At 54.8% G+C, this 16341-nt stretch carries 15 protein-coding genes; 10 read left to right on the top strand and 5 right to left on the bottom strand.

Features of this window, described 5'->3' with window-relative positions:
- Positions 1 to 12: 12 nt before the first annotated feature.
- The 5 genes from WC184_10145 to gatB are packed head-to-tail and all read left to right on the top strand — an operon-like array spanning position 13 to position 5064.
- The gene (locus WC184_10145) at positions 13 to 1503 is read left to right on the top strand and encodes an MFS transporter (protein MFA7478234.1); all 1491 of its coding nucleotides are present in this window, start codon (positions 13 to 15) and stop codon (positions 1501 to 1503) included.
- The gene (locus WC184_10140) at positions 1500 to 1904 is read left to right on the top strand and encodes a hypothetical protein (GenBank protein ID MFA7478233.1); all 405 of its coding nucleotides are present in this window, start codon (positions 1500 to 1502) and stop codon (positions 1902 to 1904) included. Before WC184_10145 ends, WC184_10140 begins: the two co-directional genes overlap by 4 nt.
- A 37-nt stretch (positions 1905 to 1941) precedes the next feature.
- A complete protein-coding gene (gatC, locus tag WC184_10135; protein ID MFA7478232.1) occupies positions 1942 to 2241 on the top strand; it encodes an Asp-tRNA(Asn)/Glu-tRNA(Gln) amidotransferase subunit GatC in 300 nt (99 codons plus the stop codon).
- Positions 2241 to 3653 (top strand): Asp-tRNA(Asn)/Glu-tRNA(Gln) amidotransferase subunit GatA, encoded by a 1413-nt coding sequence (gene gatA, locus WC184_10130; protein MFA7478231.1) that lies wholly within the window; start codon positions 2241 to 2243, stop codon positions 3651 to 3653. Before gatC ends, gatA begins: the two co-directional genes overlap by 1 nt.
- Complete coding sequence (gatB, locus tag WC184_10125) at positions 3646 to 5064, top strand: Asp-tRNA(Asn)/Glu-tRNA(Gln) amidotransferase subunit GatB (GenBank protein MFA7478230.1); 1419 nt, start codon at positions 3646 to 3648, stop codon at positions 5062 to 5064. Before gatA ends, gatB begins: the two co-directional genes overlap by 8 nt.
- Positions 5065 to 5089: 25 nt before the next feature.
- Here the strand turns inward: gatB and WC184_10120 are convergent, their stop codons facing one another.
- The 4 genes from WC184_10120 to WC184_10105 are packed head-to-tail and all read right to left on the bottom strand — an operon-like array spanning position 5090 to position 8530.
- Complete coding sequence (locus tag WC184_10120; GenBank protein ID MFA7478229.1) at positions 5090 to 5803, bottom strand: hypothetical protein; 714 nt, start codon at positions 5801 to 5803, stop codon at positions 5090 to 5092.
- On the bottom strand, positions 5803 to 6717 hold the full coding sequence (locus tag WC184_10115) for an ABC transporter ATP-binding protein (protein MFA7478228.1): 915 nt from the start codon (positions 6715 to 6717) through the stop codon (positions 5803 to 5805). Before WC184_10115 ends, WC184_10120 begins: the two co-directional genes overlap by 1 nt.
- Positions 6714 to 7577 carry an ABC transporter permease gene (locus WC184_10110; protein MFA7478227.1) on the bottom strand — a complete coding sequence of 288 codons (864 nt, stop codon included), beginning with the start codon at positions 7575 to 7577 and terminating at the stop codon, positions 6714 to 6716. Before WC184_10110 ends, WC184_10115 begins: the two co-directional genes overlap by 4 nt.
- Complete coding sequence (locus WC184_10105) at positions 7574 to 8530, bottom strand: ABC transporter ATP-binding protein (protein ID MFA7478226.1); 957 nt, start codon at positions 8528 to 8530, stop codon at positions 7574 to 7576. The genes WC184_10110 and WC184_10105 overlap by 4 nt, the downstream gene beginning before the upstream one ends.
- A gap of 45 nt (positions 8531 to 8575) precedes the next feature.
- Between WC184_10105 and ilvD the strand changes: the two genes are divergently transcribed.
- From ilvD to WC184_10080, 5 genes are all read left to right on the top strand, one after another.
- Positions 8576 to 10255: a dihydroxy-acid dehydratase gene (ilvD, locus tag WC184_10100; GenBank protein ID MFA7478225.1), complete on the top strand. Its 1680-nt coding sequence runs from the start codon at positions 8576 to 8578 to the stop codon at positions 10253 to 10255.
- A 203-nt stretch (positions 10256 to 10458) separates the two neighbouring features.
- The gene (gene ilvB / locus WC184_10095; protein ID MFA7478224.1) at positions 10459 to 12201 is read left to right on the top strand and encodes a biosynthetic-type acetolactate synthase large subunit; all 1743 of its coding nucleotides are present in this window, start codon (positions 10459 to 10461) and stop codon (positions 12199 to 12201) included.
- Positions 12198 to 12698 (top strand): acetolactate synthase small subunit, encoded by a 501-nt coding sequence (ilvN, locus tag WC184_10090; protein ID MFA7478223.1) that lies wholly within the window; start codon positions 12198 to 12200, stop codon positions 12696 to 12698. Before ilvB ends, ilvN begins: the two co-directional genes overlap by 4 nt.
- A gap of 33 nt (positions 12699 to 12731) precedes the next feature.
- Positions 12732 to 13757, top strand: a complete 1026-nt coding sequence (ilvC, locus tag WC184_10085) for a ketol-acid reductoisomerase (protein MFA7478222.1) — start codon at positions 12732 to 12734, stop codon at positions 13755 to 13757.
- 124 nt (positions 13758 to 13881) lie between these two features.
- Positions 13882 to 15189: a bifunctional o-acetylhomoserine/o-acetylserine sulfhydrylase gene (locus tag WC184_10080; GenBank protein ID MFA7478221.1), complete on the top strand. Its 1308-nt coding sequence runs from the start codon at positions 13882 to 13884 to the stop codon at positions 15187 to 15189.
- On the opposite strand, the gene serC is transcribed toward WC184_10080, so the two are convergent.
- Positions 15186 to 16307 (bottom strand): phosphoserine transaminase, encoded by a 1122-nt coding sequence (gene serC, locus WC184_10075; GenBank protein ID MFA7478220.1) that lies wholly within the window; start codon positions 16305 to 16307, stop codon positions 15186 to 15188. The genes WC184_10080 and serC overlap by 4 nt on opposite strands.
- Positions 16308 to 16341 lie beyond the last annotated feature (34 nt).

Raw genomic sequence — 16341 nt, 5'->3', positions numbered from 1 at the left:
AGTCATTAACTAATGGACAGACGCGTCTCTTCTGAGCTGGACACATCGTCTAAATCTAAATTTGAAGGCATTAGGGGACGTATGGCGCACAGCCCTCGTTACCCCTGGTTGGTGCTAGCCACTGCACTGTTTGGCCTCTTTACCGTTGGCTTCACCATTACCATTTTGGCCATCTCGGTGCCACGGATGGCCGAAGAGTTCAACTCGGTCGAAGCCACAATCACCTGGGTCGTTACCGGACCAATGTTGGCCTTTGCGGTGGTTGGCCCTGCCACAGGAAAACTGGCTGATATTTATGGCCAACGTCGCATGTACCTGATCGGGCTGGGCGGCGCCGGTATTTTCGCGGCCTTCACAGCTATGGCCTGGGATCCAGCTTCGTTAATCAGCTTCCGTATTCTCTCCGCCACCATGGGTGCCGCTTGCGGTCCCGCCTCAATGGCCATGATCAACAAACTTTTCACCCGTGAACAGCGGGTGCAAGCCATGGGGTATTGGTCACTTGTTATGGCCGGAGGTCCGGTGATTGGTGCTGTGGCCGGTGGTCCGGTGGTTGAAGCCTTTGGTTGGCGCTGGATCTTTATTGCTCAAGTGCCAGTGGTCTTAATCGGATTCTTGGTGTCGTTTGTGTTGTTGCCAGAAGGCGACACGGTGGAGCGGGTTCGCTTCGACTTTGCCGGTTCAATGCTGCTTGGCAGTTCCTCAGCAGCAGCTTTGCTGGCGCTCAACCGCGGTCCAATAATGGGCTGGTCACACCCCTTGGTCGTGGCTGGTTTCGTATATTTGCCGGTGGGTCTAGTGCTGTTTTTCTCTCGCCAGCGGCGCATCGATTATCCACTGGTACCACTCGAATATCTGCGACGGCGGAACTTCACTTTCCCCATCATTACTCAGATGCTCACGAACTTCGCCTACATGGGTGGGTTCATGCTGACCCCGTTGTTGTTGCAAGACGTCTTGGCCTACGGCGAGGCTCGCACCTCAGTGGTGTCTATCGCCCGGCCCCTCCTCTTCGCTATTGCCGGGCCGGTGGCCGGTGCGGTGGCAATCCGGGTCGGTGAGCGTTCCTCCGCGGTATTTGGCGTTATTATTATTGTGTTGTCGATGGTGGGCCTAGCACAGGTATCACCTGGAATTTCTGATATTTACATAATGGCGGCGCTCGGTCTCTCAGGAATTGGAATGGGGGCAGTGTCACCGTCGATGGCGGCCAGCATCGCTAACGCCGTTGACGAACGCGACCTGGGAGTAGCTGGTGCCACCCAGCAGATGATGAGCCAGACCGCCGCTGTGGTTGGCATTCAATTGTTGCAAACCGTTCAATCCACCCGGGTCGATTCCGTTGGTCTGGTCAGCTCTTATTCCCATGCCTATCTCTTTGGCGGGTTTATCTCGGCGCTGGCCATCTTTAGCGCTTTGATGATCCGCTCGACCAAAGACGCTCGAGCTATTGACACCGAGGCTTTGGCACTGAAACCAATCGCGGCACCGGTCGGTCGGTGACAACCTATCAATTTCTAAGCCCCGAATGGATTGAAGCAGTTCGGGCCCTGCGAGCGAAACACGAACTACCAACAGCACCGTATTCGATACGAGTAAATCTGCTGGTGACGGAGACTCCTTTCGAAACTGGAGTGCTACACGGACACATCGACACCAGCGCTGGCGACATCAGCATTGAGGTAGGCGAGCTACCAAACCCCGATTTGTCAATCGCTATTACCTATTCCGTAGCACAACGGATTTTCGTGGAACGCGATGAGGCTGCAGCCATGGAAGCCTTCCTAAGTGGGACCATGCAAGTAGAGGGTGATTTGGCGGTGCTCTTTTCTTTGCAGGCCCAAACACTCGGTTCTGCCAACGACCTTGCGGAAAGTGTTTTAGCAATAACACGACCGGTCTGATGTCTAAGTAGCGACCTCGGGGCATTAACCTAAAAACATGTCCTATTCGATATCGCGTGAAGATGTAGCCAAAATGGCGAAGCTTGCCGAACTGCGCCTAGATGATCAAGAGCTAGAAAGCTTTACTGCTCAGCTAGTGCAAACACTCGAGTTCGCCGAAGACCTCGACCAAGCGATTGTTGATCCACTCCCCATCACGATTCTTCCACTTGAGGGGGTGAACGTGATGCGCCCCGATGTGGTGGTGCAGCCATTGCCACGAGAAGCACTGATGGCCGCCGCTGCCAATGTTGAAGAGAACCAATTTCGGGTGCCGCCAGCGTTAGGAGAATCATAATGGACGCCACCAAACTTGCCGCTAGTGTGCGCAGCGGTGAAAAGAGCGCGGCCGAGGTAGCGGAAGAAGCTCTGGCCCGCATCGAAGCACAAGATTCCACCATTAATGCTTTTACAGCACTAAACGGTGAACTAGCAGAACAAGCCCAAGCTATCGATGCCGCGGTGGCAGCGGGTGAATCGGTAGGGCCACTTGCTGGCGTCCCCGTAGCGGTAAAAGACAACATCGTGACCAAAGGGCTGACTACCACGGCCGCTTCAAGAATGCTTGAAGGCTGGATTCCGCCCTATGACGCTACCGTGATCACTGCGTTGGTTAACGCCGGCGCTTTGGTGATTGGTAAAACCAACCTCGATGAGTACGGGATGGGTTCCAGCACCGAAAATTCTATTTTCGGCCCGACTAAGAATCCGCTTGACCCCACCAAAGTCGCTGGAGGTTCAAGCGGAGGCAGCGCCGCTGCTGTTGCTTCCGGCATGGTTCCCTTGGCCCTTGGCAGCGACACGGGCGGATCCACCCGCCAACCGGCAGCGTTTTGTGGCCTGGTTGGAGTTAAACCTACCTATGGTCGGGTGTCGCGTTACGGCTTAGTGGCTTTGGCGTCATCACTTGACCAAATAGGCCCCATGGCCGCCACCGTTGCCGATGCGGCATTGTTGTTGGAAGCAATCAGCGGCCACGATCCGCTCGACACCACCTCCTACAACACCCCAGTGCCCGCATTTAGCGACAACCTGGACGAAGGCGTAGATGGTCTACGCATTGGCCTCGTTAGCGAGCTGATGGGCCAGGAAATTGACAGCGAAATTGTGGAACGAACCCAAGCTGCGGCCCAGGCGTTACGTGAAGCCGGGGCACAAGTGGAAGAGGTCTCAATTCCTTCGTGGTCACTTGGCGTGTCGGTCTACCAATTCCTGATGAGCGGCGAGGCTTCCAGCAATTTGGCACGTCTCGACGGTGTTCGTTACGGCTTACAAGTAAGTGGTGCCACCAGTGCTGAAATGATGGCCGCTTCGCGTTCGGCTGGTTTCGGTAACGAAGTGAAACGGCGTTTGCTGTTGGGTACCTATGTGCTCTCGGCCGGACATTACGAGGACTACTACGAAAAAGCACAACGAGCTCGAACCCTCATAATCAACGAAACTGTCGATGCGTTTGGCCATTTCGACCTGTTGCTTTCACCAACCACCACCAGTGTGGCTTTCAGGCTCGGTGAAGACCGTGACCCGAAAGAACGTTACATCTCGGATATGTGCAGCGTGCCTGCCAACCTAACGGGTGCTCCAGCCGTGACCGTACCCTTTGGCCGTAACCGTGAAGGCCTGCCCATAGGGGTGCAGTTAATAGGTAACTCCTATCAAGAACACACGATGTTGGTAGCGGCTCGAACTTTGGAGGCGACAAATGAGTGACATCCTTCCCGGCGATTGGGAAATGGTTATTGGCCTAGAAGCCCACGTAGAGCTGGCCACCAAAACCAAACTATTTTGCGGCTGTCCCAACTCGTTTGGTGATGAGCCGAACACCAACGTTTGCCCTGGTTGCTTGGGACTACCAGGCGGACTTCCAGTGGTTAACGAAGCGGCGGTTCAACATGCCATGCGCTTAGGCCGGGCCCTGCACTGCCAAGTAAACCCGTCGGTGTTTGCCCGCAAAAACTATTTCTATCCTGATATGTCGAGCAACTATCAAACCTCACAGTTCGACAAGCCCACCAACACCGAAGGCTGGCTCGAGCTAGCCGATGGCCGCCATGTTGGAATTGAACGGGCTCACATTGAGGAAGACACGGGAAAAACCACTCATGTTGGTGGCGGTGGCCGCATCCACGAGGCCGAATATTCCCTGGTCGATTACAACCGGTGTGGTGTGCCACTGGTTGAAATTGTGGGTAAGCCCGATCTTCGCAGCGCTGAAGAAGCCCGCCAATACGTGGTCGAACTGCGTTCGATTATCTTGGCGGTTGGAGCTAGCGACGCCAAGATGGAAGAAGGCTCGATGCGGGTCGATGCTAACGTTTCGGTTCGCAAACCCGGTGAAGGTTTTGGTGTTCGCTGTGAAATCAAGAACCTGAACTCGCTACGGAGCTTGGTTCGGGCCATCAACTATGAAGCCCGTCGCCAAGTTGATGTTTTGGAATCCGGTGGCAGCCTGTTCCAAGAGACCCGACACTGGGATGAAGAAGAAGGCCGTACCAACAGCATGCGTTCGAAAGAAAGCGCCGCTGATTACCGGTATTTTCCAGATCCTGACCTCTTGCCTTTGGCCCCCGATGACGACGAGATTGCCGCGATTGACGAGGCAATGCCCGCTCTTCCGGCGGAACGTCGCGAGGCGGTGCGAAATGCTGGTGCTTCGAGCGAAGTAGCGGCCCTAATGACCGAAAAGGGCGTTGATACCCTAGCGGTAGCGGCTATTGATCAAGGGGCACAACCTGAGCGGGTATTTACCCATCTTGAGCACAATGTTCCCGCTGAAGCGGCCGAGAAGCTTAGCGTTGCCGACTTTGTCGAGTTGATCAATCTTGAAACCTCGGGCCAGCTAACCGCCACTCAAGCCAAAGCGGTTTTGGCCGAGATGATCGCCAGTGGCAACAACCCGGCCGCAATTGCCAAAGCTCGTGGTTTTGAAGCCATGGAAAGCGACGAGCTAGAAGCGTTGGTGGATGAAGCCATTGCCTCAGATGAAGCCGCCTGGGAGAAATTCAAGGGTGGTGACGCCAAAGTAGCTGGTGTTTTTGTGGGCTATTTGATGAAGGCCACCAAGGGTCAAGCTGATGGGAAAGCCGTTAACGCCTTATTGCGCCAAAAGGCAGGCCTTTAACGAAGCTTGGTTAACTACTTGGCTCTTAAGCCACCTCGCGTCGGTTTAAGAGCCAGGTAGTAAGGCCGATACCCGCTGCACACAACATAATCAAAACCGCTACGGCCACCGTGCCGTCGATGTCGGCGTGAACCAAATTAACGTTTGCGAAATCGCTAAACGCCGAGTTTATATAAGTTTGGACGGATAGCCGCGAGGCGCCGGTGGCGCTTCTAGCCACGGTGCCTTCCCAAATTAAAACGTAAACCAGCCCCCATAAAAGAGCGCGTTTGAATCGCAGTCCTATGGCTACAAAGAGCGAGCAATAGGCCATAATTCCTAGGGTCGCGGCAAAGGTGGTCGCCAACGCCACCCTTCCGCCACCACCGGCCAAAAAGGCTGAGATTACTAGAGGTATCACTACTAGCGGCACCGCTACTACCCAGGCGGCAGCGGTAGCACCACCCGCCACCAGAGAGCGATTGGTGGGTCGCATCCACAGATATACCAAAGAGTTGTCTTCTACCAGGTTGCCAAGCGCGGCAGTAGCAAAAACCAATGAAATTATTGGAACCATTAGCGTCATCCCATAGCCAGAAATAAATAAACTGGCGCTGCGGATGGGGTCGGTTGGATTCGACGCCCCAATGGCTAAGGCAATCAACGCTCCAGCGATTCCCATACCGGTTAATGCGATTAAACGGCCTTTGGTGGCGATAACCCCGCGGATAAAGGCGAAAATTGCGAAGAAAACCTTCATTAGCGCTCCACCAGATATCGAAAGACGCTTTCGAGGTTGTCATCAAGGCTGGCCAGTTCTTCCACCCTGGCTTCAACCTGAAGCGCCGCTCGAGCGATATTGGTTCTAAAATTTATAATGTCGTTAGTGTCGACCAAGAGCTCTTCCGGTCCTTCAATCCGCACCGACATCGCCTGGCCGGCACCTAACAAAACACCACCCAGCTCACGGGGTTTATTAGTTACAATTCGCAGGCGGTGAGGCCGGTCATCCATAAGATCGCGAATAGCGTGGAAATCGCCGATAGCTGCTAAGCGTCCTTCGGCGATAACGAGAATTCGTGAACCAAAACGTTCCACCTCGTCGAGTACATGGCTCGACACCACCACGCAATAACCCGCTTGGCCCAGAGAGTTAAAAAGATGCACCATTGCTAAACGCTGTCGGGGGTCTAGACCAGTTAAGGGCTCATCTAAGATGATGATGGGTGGATGATGCACGAGTGCCTGAGCGATCTTCACCCGTTGGCGCATCCCTTTAGAAAATGTAGACACTGGTCGGGTGTCGTCACTAGACAACTCAACGCGGGCCAGCGCTTCACGAGCAGCGGCTTCGGGGTTGGGCAGATGGTGCAAAATGGCGGCTAGACGAACAAACTCGAAGGCGCTTTGGTGTTCGAAAAGGCCATCTTGTTGCGGAACCAAGCCGATATCACGCATTACTTCGGTACTGTGGCGCGGGTCGCGGCCTAACAATTGAACTTCGCCGCTAGAAGGCGGGGTGAGGCCACACATCATCCGCAAAATGGTGGACTTGCCGGCACCGTTTGGACCCAACAAGGCGGTGACTCCGGCATCAATGGTGAAAGTGACTTCGGAAACGGCCACCAGATCACCGAAAAACTTCGAGACTTCGCTAAAGCTGATCAGGCTCATCGGGTCACGTCCAAACGTTGGTAGCGGCGTATAACCAAGGCGCTTAACACGCCACTCCAAGCCACGATGGCCACCAAATAGGCCCAGTTAGAAATGCTGGGCTCACCAAAATTCGATCCGAAATATAGGCGCTCCACAATGTCTAAGGGCAGATCAACCAGACTGAAGAGCCTCATCCACACTGGCCAATCGGCCCCGTTCACCAAGACCGAAGTTAAGACTTGCGAACCGAGCAAGGCCATAATTATGGAAGCCGCCGCTACCGCCATACGGTCAGTAAAACTCGCCACAGCGAAGGCCAACGAAGTGTAAATGGCAGTAATGGCAGCACCCGCCAAGAATATTCGCCCTAGCAGCGTTAGGTAATCGACTACGTTGCCTGGGCCTTGACCTTGCAAGCTGTAGGCCAACAAGAGCATCAGCAACGGCCCGATAGTGATAATGCTAAGCGCTAGCACGGCGGTTAAAGCTTTGGACGCCAAATAGGTAAGGCGGTTCAGTGGCGAAGCCAAATACAAGCCTAAAAGCCGTGTGCGGCGATCGTTGCATAGCAGCTCGGGTGCTAAGAAGGCGGTGTAAAGCACCAGCGCACTCACAATGAAACCGTAATAGTCGCCATAGGTAGGAACAGCCTCGGCAAAAGCGTCCGGCAAAAGCGAAGCAATGCCAATGAAGACCACCGCAGGTAAAAACGCGATCACAATAATGAGGGCCGGGATTACTTTGGCCCAGAACCCGCGGCGCATTCCCAAGGCTCGCTCGAAGCTAAAACGAATGAGGGTGCGCATAGCGGCCCACACTTGGCCGCGAGGGCCTTCGTAGCGGCGATAGCCACGATCTAGAATTTGGGCGTCGCTCATGATGCACTCCCTAAGAAGATGTCTTCTAGGCTTCGGCGCTCGGGTTGCAACGAACGTAGTGGGGCCCCAACCTCGGCAATGGCGTCACGTAAAGCATCTAGGCCCTGATCCAGATTCTGGTTAATGGCGATGCTCAGGCGATTGCCAGCAATGTTGGTAGACCAACCAGCTTGGCTTAAAAGCTGGCCGACCAATTCCACGTCTCGATCAAGCACCGCCACCACCCCGTAGGTATCGCCGCGTAGCTCACCTAGACCGCCGGATGCCGCTACCGTGCCGTTGGCCAGGATCACCACTGAATCGCAGATTTGTTCCACTTCTTCAAGTAAGTGCGACGACAACACCACGTCAATGCCAAACTCGGTGCCGATCCGGCGAATTAGGCTCAGCATTTTCTCTCGCTGCAGCGGATCCAGGCCATCGGTGGGCTCATCCAACAAGATCAAGGCCGGATCATGCACTAAGGCTTGTGCCAGCTTGACACGCTGTCGTTGACCAGTAGACATGGTTCCCAAGGCTCGGAAGCGTTCTTCGCCCAGGCCCACCTGCCAAAGGGCATCGCTGGCTCTGGTGGTCGCGTCGCGGCGAGACAAACCGTGAATTTCGCCAATGTGGCGAACCAGATCGTGGGCACGCAGATCGGGTGGCAAGAGATGATGTTCGGGTGAGTAACCAATCCGTGCCCGGATTTTTGGGCCAGCGGTACGCGGGTCAAGACCAAAAACCCGAAGCTCGCCGCTGTTGGGTTCGTGGAGACCTAAAATCATGCCAAACAAGGTGGTTTTGCCAGCCCCATTCGAGCCCAACAAACCAGTCACCCCACCTGATACTTGAAACGAACAATTGGTGAGCACAGCATGGGTGCCCCACGATTTTGTTATGTTTTGGCCAGAAATAGTGGGGTTATTTGGGGCGCCGCTAGAAGAAGGTGGTCCTTCTGCAACATTTGTCATTACCGCCATATTAGAAGTTCTGCCGCAAAAGGGTAGGCTCGTGGCATGACTGACCCGATGAAACCACGGTCCCATGAGGTTACTGACGGGTACGAACGTGCCCCGGCCCGCGCCATGCTTCGAGCGGTGGGGATGGGCGACAACGACTGGGAGAAACCCCAAGTAGGAGTAGCCTCGTCGTGGAACGAGGTAACCCCGTGCAACGTGCCTTTGGATCGTTTGGCAAAACGTGCCAAAGAAGGGGTACGTGCCGCGGGCGGGTTTCCTCTCGAGTTCAACACCATTGCGGTCAGCGATGGCATCTCGATGGGCCATGAAGGGATGCGGGCTTCGCTAGTTTCGCGAGAAGTGATTGCTGACTCGGTTGAAACGGTGATGCACGCCGAACGCATGGACGGCATGGTTACCTTTGCTGGCTGCGACAAATCGCTGCCAGGCATGTTGATGGCATCAGCCCGGCTGAACCTGCCGTCGGTATTTGTGTATGGCGGCTCGATTCTGCCCGGACACCACAATGGCCGAGCCCTCGACATCACCAGTGTTTTCGAAGCGGTTGGTGCCTACGCTGCTGGCACCATGGACAAAGCCGAACTTGACGCCATTGAGCGTGAAGCCTGTCCGGGCGAAGGGTCATGTGCTGGCATGTTCACCGCCAACACTATGGCTTCGGTGGGCGAAGCCTTGGGCATGTCGTTGCCTGGAAGTGCCTCGGCAGCCGCCGTGGATCGCCGCCGCGACGACTACGCCTACGCCAGCGGTACCGCAGTCTTGAACCTGCTGAAGCTAGGTATTCGCCCTCGCGACATCATCACCAAGGCAGCTTTAGAAAACGCTATTGCCGTGGTTATGGCACTGGGTGGCTCTACCAACGCCGTGTTGCACCTATTGGCAATTGCCTATGAGGCCCAAGTAGATCTGCAACTTGAAGATTTCAACAAGGTTGCCGCCCGGGTACCGCACCTGGCCGACACCAAACCCCACGGCAAGTATCACATGTGGGATATCGACCGTATTGGTGGTGTGCCGGTGGTAATGCAGATGCTGCTGGAAGCGGGCGCGTTGCACGGCGACGAAATCACCGTGACCGGCAAGACCGTGGCCGAAAATTTGGCCATGATAAACCCACCTGCCCCCGATGGAGAGGTGGTTCACACCTGGGATAACCCCATTCATAGTGTGGGTGGTATCGCCGTGTTGTCTGGCTCATTAGCCCCCAAAGGTTCGGTACTAAAGGTGGCCGGCATCGATTTTGACTATTTTGAGGGCCGGGCACGGGTCTTCGATGGCGAAGACGCTGCTATGGAAGCTGTGCTGGGTGAACAAATTGAAGCGGGCGACATTGTGGTTATTCGCTATGAAGGCCCCAAGGGTGGTCCGGGCATGCGTGAAATGTTGGCCATCACTGGGGCCATGAAGGGAGTAGGCCGCGGTTCTGACGCCGCACTCCTAACTGACGGACGTTTCTCGGGGGGAACTCATGGCTTCTGCATTGGCCACGTGGCCCCTGAAGCCGTTGATGGTGGGCCGATTGCCTTTGTGGAAGAAGGCGACAAAATTATCGTCGACGTGAAGAATCATTCCATTGAATTGATGGTTGATGAAGCCACATTGGCCGAGCGACGCAAGAACTGGAAAGTGCCCGAGCCGCGTTATACCAAAGGCGTGCTGGCGAAGTTCGCCAAGTTGGTGCAAGGAGCCGAGGTTGGTGCGGTTACCGAGCCCTAAGCCTCAATGTTGAACAAAGGTCGCAGGGGGTTTGCTATCCCTATCGTGAAACTGCCACAATCACCATTGTGTCTGTTTCTTCTCACAACCTTGTAGTAGTGAACTAGCGCACGCCAGAAATAATTGGTGTGCGCTTACCGACCTCCCCCTAGGGAGGTCGTCTTAGTTTTCGCCCTAATAGCCCCATGATCTCGAGGAAATCAATGAAGATGAACGGTGGACAAGCCCTAATCAAGAGTCTGGAGATGGAAGGCGTAGAGGTAATTTTCGGTCTTCCGGGCGGGGCGATTCTGCCGGTATACGACCCGATTATCGACTCGCCGATCCGTCACATTCTGGCCCGTCATGAACAAGGTGCTGGGCACATGGCCGAAGGTTATGCCCATGTGACCGGTCGGCCCGGTGTCGCCATGGTCACTAGCGGCCCTGGGGCAACCAACATCATCACCCCACTGGCCGATGCATTTATGGACTCGATCCCAATGGTGGTCATTACCGGTCAAGTACCTGCAGCCGCAATTGGCACCGATGCCTTCCAAGAAGTCGACACCGTTGGTATTACTCGTTCGGTCACCAAACACAACGAACTAGTCACCAACGCCGCCGATATCCCTAGGGTCATTCGAGAAGCCTTCCACATCGCCACCACCGGACGGCCAGGCCCAGTCTTGGTGGACATCTCGAAAGACATTGTCGACCCGACCAACCCTAACTCGGCGCTCGATTGGTACTGGCCAGAAGCGGTAGACCTGCCTGGTTATCACCCCATCTCGAAAGCTGAACCCGAGTCCATCCGTGCGGCGGCCGAGTTGATCAACCAGTCAACCCGACCGGTTCTGTATGTGGGTGGGGGAGTGCTGAAGGCACGTGCCGCCGATGAGTTGCGGGCCCTGGCCGAATACCAAGACATCCATGTGGTCACCACTTTGATGGCACGAGGTGCCTTCCCCGATGAACACGAACTAGCCCTTGGCATGCCGGGTATGCACGGTACTTACACTGCTATCACCGCCATGCAAGAGGCCGACTTGTTGATCGCCGTTGGTGCTCGATTCGATGACCGGGTAACGGGCAAGCTGGCTGGTTTCGCACCGCACGCCAAGATAATTCATATTGATATTGACCCGGCCGAAATTGCTAAGGTTCGACGCCCTGACGTGGCGATCATTGGCGATAGCCGGTTGGCTTTGGAAGACCTTTTGGCGGTGCTGCGCCAGATGGGTGAAAGTGCTATTCCCGATCGTTCCGCATGGAAAACCAGAATTTCGGCGTGGCGAGAAAAATTTCCGCTCACCTATGAACCTTCCGAGGTTGGTGCGGCTCTAAAACCACAATTTGTGCTGGAACAGCTACGCGATGCACCCTCAACGCCCGAAGATACGATCGTGGTGGCCGGTGTGGGCCAACACCAGATGTGGACCAGCCAATGGTGGCAGTTCAATCACCCGTACACCTGGGTCAACTCGGGCGGTTTGGGCACCATGGGCTTCGCGGTACCAGCGGCCATTGGTGCCAAAGTTGGTAAGCCCGATCGCACGGTGTGGGCGGTTGATGGCGACGGTTGTTTCCAAATGACGGCCCAAGAGTTGGCCACGGCCGCCGCTGAGCAAATTCCTGTCAAGATAGCAATATTGAACAACGCTTATCTGGGCATGGTTCGACAGTGGCAAGAAATGTTCTACGAAGAACGCTATTCCGAGGTTTATCTCTCGCCTGACCTGCCTGATTATAAGATGTGGGCTGAATCTATGGGCTGTGTAGGTATGCGGGTCGAAGCACCCGACGATGTGCCGGCGGCCATTGAGGCGGCCAATGCCATTAACGATCGCCCCGTGGTGATCGACTTTCGCACCGACTCGGCGGAAAAAGTGTTCCCCATGGTTCCCGCCGGGGCGACCAACTCTGAAGTTGTTGTTGATCCAAGCCAGCGAGGACTGCTCTCATGACCGAAGATGCTTCATACCGCACGCTGACCGTTCTGGTGGAAAACAAAGCCGGTGTCTTGGCCCGAGTAGCATCGTTGTTTGCTCGCCGCGGTTACAACATCCAGTCATTGGCGGTGGCACCTACCGACGACGATCGCTTCAGCCGTATCACGATTGTGGTCGATGTGGAAGCAGCACCGCTCGACCAAGTCATTAAGCAGCTTTTTAAGCTGATCAATGTGGTTAAGATCAGTGAATTGCATCCCCGTGATTCGGTAGAACGCGAACTGCTCTTAGCTACCGTTCGTACCACCGAAGGCGATAGGGCACGGGTACTCGAGCTAGTTCAAATCTTTGAGGGCAAGATACTCAACGTCGGCCGGAACGAAATGACCGTTTCGCTTGATGGCAATCCGGTCAAGGTTGATGACTTCGAGTCGTTGCTGCGACCATATGGAATTGTAGAGTTGCAGCGCACCGGGCGGGTCGCCCTCTCAAAACTCAACCGCCGTAACTAAATTGTATTATTTACTTGATAGGAGAAACCCCTAGTGGCGAACGTCTACTACGAAAAAGATGCCGATCGATCGCTGATCGCCAACCGCAAGGTGGCGGTAATCGGCTACGGCTCCCAAGGCCACGCTCATGCGCTCAACTTGAAAGACTCGGGCATCGACGTTCGCGTTGGTCTGCGTGATGGATCATCGTCCAAGGCCAAAGCTGAAGCGGCCGGGCTGCGGGTGCTTTCGGTTGCCGACGCCTCGGCCGAAGCTGATTTGGTCATGATTCTGCTACCTGACACTGAGCAAAAGGCTGTTTATGAAGAGTCGATCGCTCCGAATCTAAACGATGGCGATGCCGTGTTTTTTGCTCACGGTTTCAACATCCGGTTTGACCAAATCGTGCCCGAAGCTGGTCTCGACGTGGCCATGGTTGCTCCTAAGGGCCCTGGTCACTTGGTGCGCCGTACCTACGAAGAAGGCGGTGGCGTGCCAGCGTTAATCGCCGTGGCGCAAGACGCTAGCGGTACTGCCCATGGCTTGGCTTTGGCATACGCTGACGCTATTGGCGGCAGCCGGGCCGGTGTTCTCGACACCACTTTTGCTGAAGAAACCGAAACCGATCTCTTTGGTGAACAAGTTGTGCTTTGTGGTGGCGTAACCTCACTGGTGCAAGCGGGTTTTGAAACCTTGGTTGAGGCGGGTTATCAGCCCGAATCGGCATATTTTGAGTGCCTGCACGAGCTGAAGCTGATTGTTGACTTGATGTACGAACAAGGCATCAGCGGCATGCGCTATTCCATCTCCGACACTGCCGAATATGGTGACCTTACTCGGGGCCCACGAATCATTAATGATTCGGTTAAAGAAGAGATGCGTACCATCTTGGGTGAAATTCAATCAGGTAAATTCGCCGAAGAATGGATCGCCGAGAGCCGTTCTGGCCGAGCCAATTTCCACGCCTTAGAAGCTGCTGGGAAAGAGCATCCCATCGAGAAAATCGGTGAAGAGCTGCGCTCGATGATGCCTTGGATCGCAGCCGGTAAGACCCGTGTACAAGATGCATCTGGGGGTTAACCCCTAAGCTAAGGGCCTGGCTGAGAAATTCGGTCAGGCCCTTTCTTATTTTTATGGCTAGCTAAATGTGACCAAACTAGTCGGGATTAGCTAGGGTGAAATTCCGAGAACTTTAGGAGAGGTAATGACCGAGCACCAAGCAGCTTTTGAGACCCGCCAGATTCACGCTGGACAACAAGCCGACCCCACCACAGGATCGGTGACCACACCGATCTATCAAACTACGGCCTTCCAGTTTGAAGACTCAGAACATGCAGCCGCTCTTTTTGCGCTGCAACGACCGGGCAACATTTACACCCGGATCATGAATCCAACTCAGGCGGTCTTTGAAGCTCGCATGGCCAGCTTGGAAGGTGGTATTGAAGAAACAGCGGCCGGTGTACCCGGTGCCTTGGCGGTTTCTAGTGGGCAAGCAGCCGAAACCTTGGCGGTCTTGAACCTGGCCCAGGCAGGTGACCATATTGTCTCGTCACCTTCGCTATACGGGGGAACATATAACCTTTTCCACTACACACTTCCCAAACTTGGTATCGAAGTGTCTTTTGTGGAAGACCCGGATGATGCAGATTCTTGGGCTGCTGCTACCCGTGATAACACCAAAGCCTATTATGGCGAATCGATTGGTAATCCCAAGAACGATATTTTAGATATTGAAACGGTGGCTAACACTGCCCACTCGTTCGGAATTCCACTAGTAATTGATAATACAGTGGCGACTCCGTATCTCATCCGGCCCATTGAGTGGGGTGCCGACATTGTCATCCACTCGGCTACCAAGTTTATTGGTGGGCACGGTAACTCGATCGGTGGCGTGATTGTTGATGGGGGTAAGTTCGACTACGCCGCAAGCGGTCGTTTCCCTAACTTCACTGAACCTGACCCCAGCTACCACGGCCTGGAGTATTTCCCCATGCTCGGCCACGGTGCGTATATCGCCAAAGCTCGGGTTCAGCTGCTGCGTGACCTTGGTTCGGCCATCGCACCGCAGAACGTGTTCTATTTCCTCCAGGGCCTACAAACGCTTTCGTTGCGCATGGAACGCCATGTCTCGAACGCCAAAGCCGTTGCCGAATACCTGGCGAACCATCCCCAGGTCGAGTCGGTTAACTATGCTGGATTACCTTCTAGTCCCTATTTCGAGCGTGCCCAGAAATATTCGCCTCTAGGCGCTGGCTCATTGCCGTCGTTCGTGATCAAAGGCGGGCGCGAGGCCGGGCGCAAGTTCGTTGAAGCGCTGAAGCTTCACTACCACGTGGCCAACCTGGGTGACACCCGTTCTTTGGTTATCCACCCAGCGACTACCACCCACTCACAGCTAAACGATGAAGAACAACTAGCCGCTGGCGTACACCCTGGCCTCATCCGTCTCTCGGTTGGTATCGAGCACATCGACGATATTATCGCCGACTTAGAGCTGGGTTTTAACGCTTAAAGCTTTTCAGCTACATAGTCGATACTGGCGCACAACGCTTCAATATTGGCAGGCTCAATGGCAGGAAACAGTGCAATACGTAACTGGTTGCGGCCAAGTTTACGATAAGACTCGGTATCAACAATGCCATTTTGTCGTAGTACCTTCGATACGGTGGTGGCTTCGATCGAATCGTCTAGATCGATAGTCGCCACCGTATGGGAACGCATTTCTACGTTTTGCACAAACGGTTCGGCAAAGGAAGAGTTGTCGGCCCAGTCGTAAATAATGCGGGCTGATTCATCGCAACGTGAAGCCGCCCACTCCAAACCACCATTCGAGTTGATCCAGCTAACTTGGGCTTCCGCCAAGAAGATGGTGGCTAGGGCCGGAGTGTTGTAGGTCTGTTCCTTACGGGAATTATCGAGGGCCGCTGCTAAGTCGAGAAACGATGGAATCCAACGTTCTTTGGCAAGTTCCTCAATCCGTGCAATAGCGGCTGGCGAACAAGCGGCGAGCCACAACCCGCCGTCCGATGCCAAAGCTTTTTGTGGTGCGAAGTAGTAAACGTCGACCTGGCTCGGGTCAAAACGCAGCCCTCCAGCACCCGAGGTGGCATCTACCGCTACTAAAGCATCGGTGCCAGCGGGGCGCACTAGGGGCATCATGACACCGGTTGAAGTTTCGTTCTGGGTGAAAGCGTACAGATCGATGCCTTCTTCGGTGACAGCTTCAGGGTGGCTGCCAACTTCAGCTGAAATGATGGACGGATCTTCTAAAAAGGGTGCCGCTTTCGCCCCGGCCGCGAACTTCGACGAGAACTCGCCGAAACTGAGATGCTGACTACGATTTCGAATCAAACCAAACAGAGCAGCGTCCCAAAATGCCGTCGTTCCGCCGTTGCCTAAGATGACTTCATAGCCCTCAGGCAGGGCAAAAAGCTCGGCTAGGCCACGTCGAAGCAAACCAACCATGTCGCGTACTGTGGATTGTCGGTGTGACGTGCCAAGATAGTGGGGTGCCGCCTCTGCCAGTGCGGATACCGCCTCAGTTCGTACAAGTGATGGACCGACTCCAAAACGGCCGTCGCTTGGAAGCAGAGAATCGGGAATTGTAATGGTGGGGTCGTTTGCGCTCACGCGTGTAACTATTGCGGGCGATCACTACTAGGAG

The sequence above is a fragment of the Acidimicrobiia bacterium genome, from assembly GCA_041676705.1.
GTDB lineage: Bacteria > Actinomycetota > Acidimicrobiia > Acidimicrobiales > SKKL01 > Actinomarinicola.
Note: the sequence above shows the minus strand (reverse complement) of the source record. Positions and strands in the feature narration are given on the sequence as shown.

What these genes read in the sequence shown, in the direction of transcription:
- gatC (MFA7478232.1), top strand. Translation starts at nt 1,942, where the DNA reads ATGTCCTATTCGATATCGCGTGAAGATGTAGCCAAAATGGCGAAGCTT.
- WC184_10120 (MFA7478229.1), bottom strand. Translation starts at nt 5,803, where the DNA reads ATGAAGGTTTTCTTCGCAATTTTCGCCTTTATCCGCGGGGTTATCGCC.
- WC184_10115 (MFA7478228.1), bottom strand. Translation starts at nt 6,717, where the DNA reads ATGAGCCTGATCAGCTTTAGCGAAGTCTCGAAGTTTTTCGGTGATCTG.
- gatA (MFA7478231.1), top strand. Translation starts at nt 2,241, where the DNA reads ATGGACGCCACCAAACTTGCCGCTAGTGTGCGCAGCGGTGAAAAGAGC.
- WC184_10110 (MFA7478227.1), bottom strand. Translation starts at nt 7,577, where the DNA reads ATGAGCGACGCCCAAATTCTAGATCGTGGCTATCGCCGCTACGAAGGC.
- ilvB (MFA7478224.1), top strand. Translation starts at nt 10,459, where the DNA reads ATGAAGATGAACGGTGGACAAGCCCTAATCAAGAGTCTGGAGATGGAA.
- gatB (MFA7478230.1), top strand. Translation starts at nt 3,646, where the DNA reads ATGAGTGACATCCTTCCCGGCGATTGGGAAATGGTTATTGGCCTAGAA.
- WC184_10105 (MFA7478226.1), bottom strand. Translation starts at nt 8,530, where the DNA reads ATGACAAATGTTGCAGAAGGACCACCTTCTTCTAGCGGCGCCCCAAAT.
- WC184_10145 (MFA7478234.1), top strand. Translation starts at nt 13, where the DNA reads ATGGACAGACGCGTCTCTTCTGAGCTGGACACATCGTCTAAATCTAAA.
- WC184_10080 (MFA7478221.1), top strand. Translation starts at nt 13,882, where the DNA reads ATGACCGAGCACCAAGCAGCTTTTGAGACCCGCCAGATTCACGCTGGA.
- ilvN (MFA7478223.1), top strand. Translation starts at nt 12,198, where the DNA reads ATGACCGAAGATGCTTCATACCGCACGCTGACCGTTCTGGTGGAAAAC.
- ilvD (MFA7478225.1), top strand. Translation starts at nt 8,576, where the DNA reads ATGACTGACCCGATGAAACCACGGTCCCATGAGGTTACTGACGGGTAC.